Consider the following 234-nt stretch of genomic DNA (forward strand, 5'->3'; position numbering starts at 1 on the left):
GCGGATTCGCCCGTCGGGATGGTCGTCAAAGCGGGCGCGCCGGTGCCGGATATCAGTACGGTGCCTGCCCTGCGGCAAACGCTGCTGAAGGCGCATTCCATAGCTTATTCCGACAGCGCCAGCGGCCGGTATGTAGAGAGTCAGCTGTTCCGTAAGCTGGGCATCGACGGCCAGGTTCACGATAAAGCGCACCGGGTTGAGCGCATCCCGGTGGCGTCTGAAGTGGCAAAAGGG

Annotated in this window: 1 protein-coding gene; it reads left to right on the forward strand. The window is 62.8% G+C overall.

The window, feature by feature from the left end; genetic code table 11:
- The coding region (locus RTW80_RS30905; protein WP_409415352.1) for a substrate-binding domain-containing protein at positions 1-234 on the forward strand (234 nt) is incomplete at both ends.

The organism is Escherichia sp. AM3 (assembly GCF_032029835.1).
GTDB lineage: Bacteria > Pseudomonadota > Gammaproteobacteria > Enterobacterales > Enterobacteriaceae > Escherichia > Escherichia coli.